The 5,714-nt window shown below is 69.7% G+C and carries 7 protein-coding genes; 2 read left to right on the plus strand and 5 right to left on the minus strand.

Translation table 11 applies throughout. From position 1 onward, the window contains the following. Both AC2VOR_RS21295 and AC2VOR_RS21300 read right to left on the minus strand, forming a co-directional pair. The coding region (locus tag AC2VOR_RS21295) for a dihydrodipicolinate synthase family protein (RefSeq protein WP_486964468.1) at positions 1-682 on the minus strand (682 nt) is incomplete at its 3' end. After that, on the minus strand, positions 679-1,479 hold the full coding sequence (locus AC2VOR_RS21300) for an aldolase (RefSeq protein ID WP_369739248.1): 801 nt from the start codon (positions 1,477-1,479) through the stop codon (positions 679-681). The genes AC2VOR_RS21300 and AC2VOR_RS21295, both read right to left, overlap by 4 nt. Before the next feature lie 50 nt (positions 1,480-1,529). On the opposite strand from AC2VOR_RS21300, the gene AC2VOR_RS21305 reads away from it, so the two are divergent. Continuing rightward, entirely contained in the window at positions 1,530-2,054 is a 525-nt protein-coding gene (locus tag AC2VOR_RS21305; protein ID WP_369739249.1) for a helix-turn-helix domain-containing protein, read from the plus strand. Here AC2VOR_RS21305 and AC2VOR_RS21310 read toward each other — a convergent pair. Next, on the minus strand, positions 2,029-2,475 hold the full coding sequence (locus AC2VOR_RS21310) for a hypothetical protein (protein ID WP_369739250.1): 447 nt from the start codon (positions 2,473-2,475) through the stop codon (positions 2,029-2,031). The two genes, AC2VOR_RS21305 and AC2VOR_RS21310, sit on opposite strands and share 26 nt — an antisense overlap. Positions 2,476-2,573: 98 nt before the next feature. Here AC2VOR_RS21310 and AC2VOR_RS21315 point away from each other — a divergent pair, with 98 nt between their 5' ends. Next, positions 2,574-4,160, plus strand: a complete 1,587-nt coding sequence (locus AC2VOR_RS21315; protein WP_369739251.1) for a purple acid phosphatase family protein — start codon at positions 2,574-2,576, stop codon at positions 4,158-4,160. On the opposite strand, the gene AC2VOR_RS21320 is transcribed toward AC2VOR_RS21315, so the two are convergent. Both AC2VOR_RS21320 and AC2VOR_RS21325 read right to left on the minus strand, forming a co-directional pair. Further along, positions 4,157-5,179 (minus strand): Rv2578c family radical SAM protein, encoded by a 1,023-nt coding sequence (locus AC2VOR_RS21320; protein WP_369739252.1) that lies wholly within the window; start codon positions 5,177-5,179, stop codon positions 4,157-4,159. The two genes, AC2VOR_RS21315 and AC2VOR_RS21320, sit on opposite strands and share 4 nt — an antisense overlap. A gap of 32 nt (positions 5,180-5,211) precedes the next feature. Beyond that, complete coding sequence (locus AC2VOR_RS21325; RefSeq protein WP_369739253.1) at positions 5,212-5,481, minus strand: PE family protein; 270 nt, start codon at positions 5,479-5,481, stop codon at positions 5,212-5,214. Between the last annotated feature and the right edge of the window lie 233 nt (positions 5,482-5,714).

Genomic DNA, 5,714 nt, shown 5'->3' on the forward strand with positions numbered 1-5,714 from the left:
TGTCGAGGTCACCCGCGCGCACCGCGTCGTACAGGTCGAGGCACGGCTGCGGCCGCAGATTCGGTGCGGCCGTGCACCATCCGGAGGCGCCGGCCAGCAGCGCGTCGAGCACCAGGGGGTTGCTGCCGTTGTAGAAGGGCAGCCGGCCGCCGGATAGTTCGGCGATGCGCTGCATCCGGGACAGGTCGCCGGTGGATTCCTTGACCATCGCGAGGTTTTCGATGGCCTCGAACATGGCGACCAGCAACTCGGGGCGCATGTCCACCCCGCTGGTGGCCGGGTTGTTGTAGGCCATGATCGGGATCTCGATGGCGTCACCGATGCGGCGGTAGTGTTCGACGATCTCGCGTTCGGTGAGCTTCCAGTAGGAGACGGGCAGGACCATCACCGCGGCGGCGCCGGCGCGTTGCGCGTACGCGGCGCGCCGGACGGTCTTGGCGGTCGTCACGTCCGACACGCCCACGACCACGGGCACCCGGCCGGCGACGGTGGCCAGGGTGGTGTCGACCACGCTGTCGAACTCGGGTTCCTCGAGGTACGCCAACTCACCGGTGCTGCCCAGCGGGGCGATCGCATGCACGCCGTCGGCGACCAGCTTGTCGACCAGCGCGGCCAACCGCGCCGTGTCGACTCCGGTGTCGGCGAACGGGGTCACCGGGTAGGCGATGATGCCGTGGATCACTGCCGCCCCCCCGAGGTGGTCAGCGCGTCGGGATGCCGCGAAAGCGCGCGGCGGGCGTAGTAGGCGAAGTTGGCGCGGCTGCGCTGCGGGGTCAGCGTCCAGTCGTGGGCCTCGCGGGCGAGTTGCTCGGGCAGTTGCCTGATGGTGCCGGCGGCCATGGCGGCCAGCTGCAGCTTGGCGGCGCGCTCGATCAGGATGCCCAACGAGCACGCCTCCTCGACGCTGGCCCCGGCCACCACCTGGCCGTGATGGGCCAGCAGGACCGCCTTCTTGGCGCCGAGTGCGGCGGTGATGATCTCGCCCTCCTCGTTGCCCACCGGCACGCCGGGCCAGTCGGGCAGGAACGCGCAGTCGTCGTAGAGGGGCGTGGTGTCCATGTGGGAGACGACCAGCGGTACCCCCAGCATCGACAGCGCGGCGACATGGAAGGCGTGGGTGTGCACGATGCAGTGGACGTCGGGGCGCGCGCGATAGATCCAACTGTGAAAACGGTTGGCGGGGTTGGGTATCCCGTCCCCGTCGAGGACGTTGAGGTCTTCGTCGACCAGCAGCAGGTTGTCGTCGGTGATCTCGTCGAACCCGAGCCCGAGCCGCTGGGTGTAATAGGTTCCCGCCGCTTCGGCCCGCGCGGTGATCTGGCCGGTCAGCCCCGAGTCGTGCCCGGCGTCGAACAGCGCGCGGCACGTCAGCGCCAGCTTCTGGCGGGTGGTCAACTGCGGATCGTCGACATGGGCGCTCAGCTGCTCGGCGGCCCGACGCATCAGGTCGGATTTGGAGTCGGTGAACGTACTCGCCATCTGACACAATGTATCACAATAGGAAACTTAGTGTCATGAAAGGGGCGCCGATGACGGCACTGCTGCGCGCGGTCCGCCGGGAACGCGGCCTCACCCTCGAGGGGCTCGCCGCCGCCACCGGACTGACCAAGAGCTACCTGTCCAAGGTCGAGCGCGGGCTCAGCACGCCGTCGATCGCGGTGGCGCTCAAGGTCGCGCGGGCGCTCGACGTCGACGTCGGGCGGCTGTTCTCCGGCGAGACGGCCTCCGAGAAGATCGCCATCGACCGGGCCGGGCGTCAGCCCGGCGAGCGCTATCGGGCGCTGGGGGCCGCGCTGCTCGCAAAATCGATGTCGCCCTTCGTCGTTCGCCCGGGCGAGCACGCCGCCGACGATCCACATCCCGTGCACGCGGGTCAGGAGTTCGTGTTCGTGCACTCCGGGGCCGTCGAACTCGAATACGGGGACACGACCCTCGCGCTCGGCACCGGCGACAGCGCCTACTTCGACGCGGCGATCGGCCACACCCTCCGGGCGGTGGGCGGCGAACCGGCCGAGGTCGTCGTGGTCGCTACCAGGGACGCGTCGAGCAGGTGACGCCGGTGGTGGCGTTCTGGGTCACCACGACCTTGCCGTCCACGGCGATCTCGCAGTGCAGCTGCGGGGTGGACCCGGAGCCACAGTCCGGCCAGTGACACCCGCCGCTGGCGTTGACGAACGCCCACTGGTTCGGGTTCGCCAACGTGGTCGTGTACACCAGCGGCTGGTCCGCGCTGAACGTCGCCTGCACCGTGTTCATGTACTTCGACGAGTTGTCGTCGAAGGCGGACTGGCTGGGCGGGTCGCTGTTCATGTAGCGCACCTGGCCGGTCAGGTTGCCGGTGGCGCTGACCGTGTAGGTCACCTGATGGCCGGCCGCCGGGTCCGCCTGGGAGGTCGCGGGCGTGACGGCTGCCGCGAAAGCCGCCGCGGCCACCGCCGCCCCGAATACGCTGATCGCTTCTCGCACGTTGATCATGTCGGAGACGGTACCGAATCCGTTACGGACCGCTCCGCCGAAAGCGGTGTTCACCGGTGGATATGCCCACCGTCGCCCGGCTCGGGTATGAAGCATGCATGACCGACGAATCCGGGCAGCCCCGCACCATCAGCCGCCGCAGGTTGTTGACGACGAGCGCCGTCGCGGCGGCCGGGGCCGGTGTCGGCGCGGGCGTCGGGCTGGGGGCCGGTGCGCTGTTGTGGTCGCACCCGCACGGACCCGGCGTCTGGTATCAGCCGGACCGTACCGGCGCGCCGCCGGTGTCCGGGCTGCACCTGCAGTTCGGCAGGAACGCCGGCACGGAGGTGGTGGTGTCCTGGCACACCACCGAGGCCGTCCGCAATCCGCGCGTCATGCTGGGCACGCCGGCGGCGGGCTTCGGGCGCACCGTCGCGGCCGAAACCCGCACCTACCGCGACGCCAAGTCCCACACCGAGGTGCGGGTCAACCACGCCCGCCTGACCGACCTGACCCCGGATTCCGACTACGTCTACGCGGCGGTACACGACGGCGCCGATCCGGTCACCGGGACGGTGCGGAGCGCGCCAAGGGGACGAAAGCCGTTGTGTTTCACCAGCTTCGGGGACCAGTCGACTCCGGCGCTGGACAAGTTGGCCGACGGCGGCTACGGGACGGACAACATCGGTTCGCCGGCGGCGGCCGACACCACGCTGGCGATCGAACGGGTCGGGCCGTTGTTCAACCTGGTCAACGGCGACCTGTGCTACGCCAACCTCGCCCGCGACCGTATCCGCACCTGGTCGAACTGGTTCGAGAACAACACCCGCTCCGCCCGCTACCGGCCGTGGATGCCCGCGGCGGGCAACCACGAGAACGAGTTGGGCAACGGGCCGATCGGCTACGCCGCCTACCAGACGTACTTCGCGGTGCCCGAGTCGGGCGCCACCGGGGAACTGCGCGGCCTGTGGTACTCGTTCACCGCGGGCTCGGTGCGGGTGATCAGCCTGAGCAACGACGACGTGTGCTTCCAGGACGGCGGCAACTCCTACGTGCACGGCTACTCGGGTGGCGAGCAGAAGCGCTGGCTCGCAAGCGAATTGGCCGCCGCACGAAGCGACCCGGACGTCGACTGGGTGGTGGTGTGCATGCACCAGACCGCGATCTCGACCGCCGACCACACCAACGGCGCCGACCTGGGCATCCGCGAGCAGTGGCTGCCGCTGTTCGACCAGTACGGGGTCGACCTGGTGGTGTGCGGCCACGAGCATCACTACGAACGGTCGCACCCGGTGCGCGGCACGCTCGGCACCGACACCCGCACGCCCAAGCCGGTCGAAACCGGCGACGGGGTGATCGACGCGACCAAGGGCACGGTGCACGTCGTCATCGGCGGGGGCGGCACCTCGCTTCCGTCCAACGGGATGTTCTTCCCCGACCGGCGGTGCCGGGTGGTGACGGGCGTCGGCCCGTTCGATCCCGCGATCGGGCGCAAGGCGCCGATCTATGTGACCGAAGAGGCGCCGTGGTCGGCGTTTCGCGACCGCGACTACCCGCACGGCTTCGCGGCCTTCCAGGTCGACCCGGGCCGTCCCGGCGGCAATACCTCGATCAAGGCGACGCATTACGCGCTGAGCGGGCCGTTCGGCGCGATGACCGTCGTCGACGAGTTCACCCTCACCAAGCCCCGCGGCGACGGGACTTAGAACAGGGTCGGCTGCACCGGCGCCGCCACCGCCTCGGGTGCGCGGGGAAACGGACGATCGTCGCCTCCGAGCCCATGCTTGACGATCAGCGCGGCGGCGCGCTCCCGCAGCGCCGTCCGATAGCCCGCCGACAGGTAGGCGCCGCGCCGGTACAGGTCGCGGTACGGCCCGACCAGGCCGGGATGGGTGCTCGCCAGCCAGGACATGAACCAGCCGCGGGTGGAGCCGCGCAGGTGCAGGCCGAAGACGCTCACGCCGGTGGCGCCGGCCGCCGCGATCCGGCCGAGCAGCCCGTCGAGATGCTCGACGGAGTCGGTCAGATGCGGCAGCACCGGGGCGACCATCACGTGGCAGTCCAGCCCGGCGTCGCGGATCGCGGTGATCAGGCCCAGCCGCGCCTGCGGCGTCGGCGTGCCCGGCTCGACCTGCCGGTGCAGCTCGGCATCGCCGACGGCGAGCGACACCGCGACGGACACCGGCACCTGGGCGGCCGCCGCGGCGAGCAGCGGCAGGTCGCGGCGCAGCAGCGTGCCCTTGGTCAGGATCGACAGCGGCGTGCCCGACCCGGCGAGCGCCGCGATGATGCCCGGCATGAGCGCGTAGCGGCCCTCGGCCCGCTGATAGGGGTCGGTGTTGGTGCCCAGCGCCACCGTCTCGCGCCGCCACGACGGCCGGCGCAGCTCGCGGCGCAGCACCTCGGCGACGTTGGTCTTGACCACCACCTGGGTGTCGAAGTCGGCGCCGGGATCGAAGTCGAGGTATTCGTGGGTGGGACGGGCGAAGCAATACCTGCAGGCGTGCGAGCAGCCGCGGTAGCCGTTGACGGTGTAGCGGAACGGCAGCGTCGCCGCGCCGGGAACCTTGTTCAGCGCCGACTTGCACAGCACCTCGTGGAACGTGATGCCCTCGAACTGCGGGTGCCGCACGCTGCGTAGCAGTCCGATCCGCTGCAGCCCGGGCAGCGCCCCGTCGTCGACGGGCGCCCCGTTGACCGCGACGGCCTGACCGGACCAGCGCACGCCACTATTCGAACACAAGTTCGAATAGTGGGTCAAGGGCGCCCCGACGGGCCGCGAGCAAGCGGCGAAAGATTGGCCGTCTCCGCGCTGACATAGGCCTGCGCACTGAACGCCTGATAAGTCTGGCCATGCCCGGAGAACAACGTCACAATCGCCGCCGACACCTCGTCCTCAGCCGCAGCCGGGATCCCCGTCGTCGGCGCCGCCACCGCCGCACCCGCCGCGCTCAGCGCCGACCCGACCCGCGTCAAATCCGACGCCGCCGTCGCCACCGCATCCGGCGCCACCGACATAAAAGACATTGCCCAGCCTCCTCAAGCAGCACCTACCGCGCCTCAAAGGCTCACTGCGGCAGAACTATTCAGACCGATGCCGGCCACCCGAAACCGACTAAATTCAAGTCCAATGGTCAGGCCCGAATCGAAGATCGCCGTAGGCCAAAAGTCACTGCTGCGCATATCCAATTACCGAATTCTGTAACCTGCACAGCTTCGACACGTGGTAGTCGTCTCAGTTACGGATAGGTGTTAATTCC

The organism is Mycobacterium sp. TH-M103 (genome assembly GCF_057473785.1).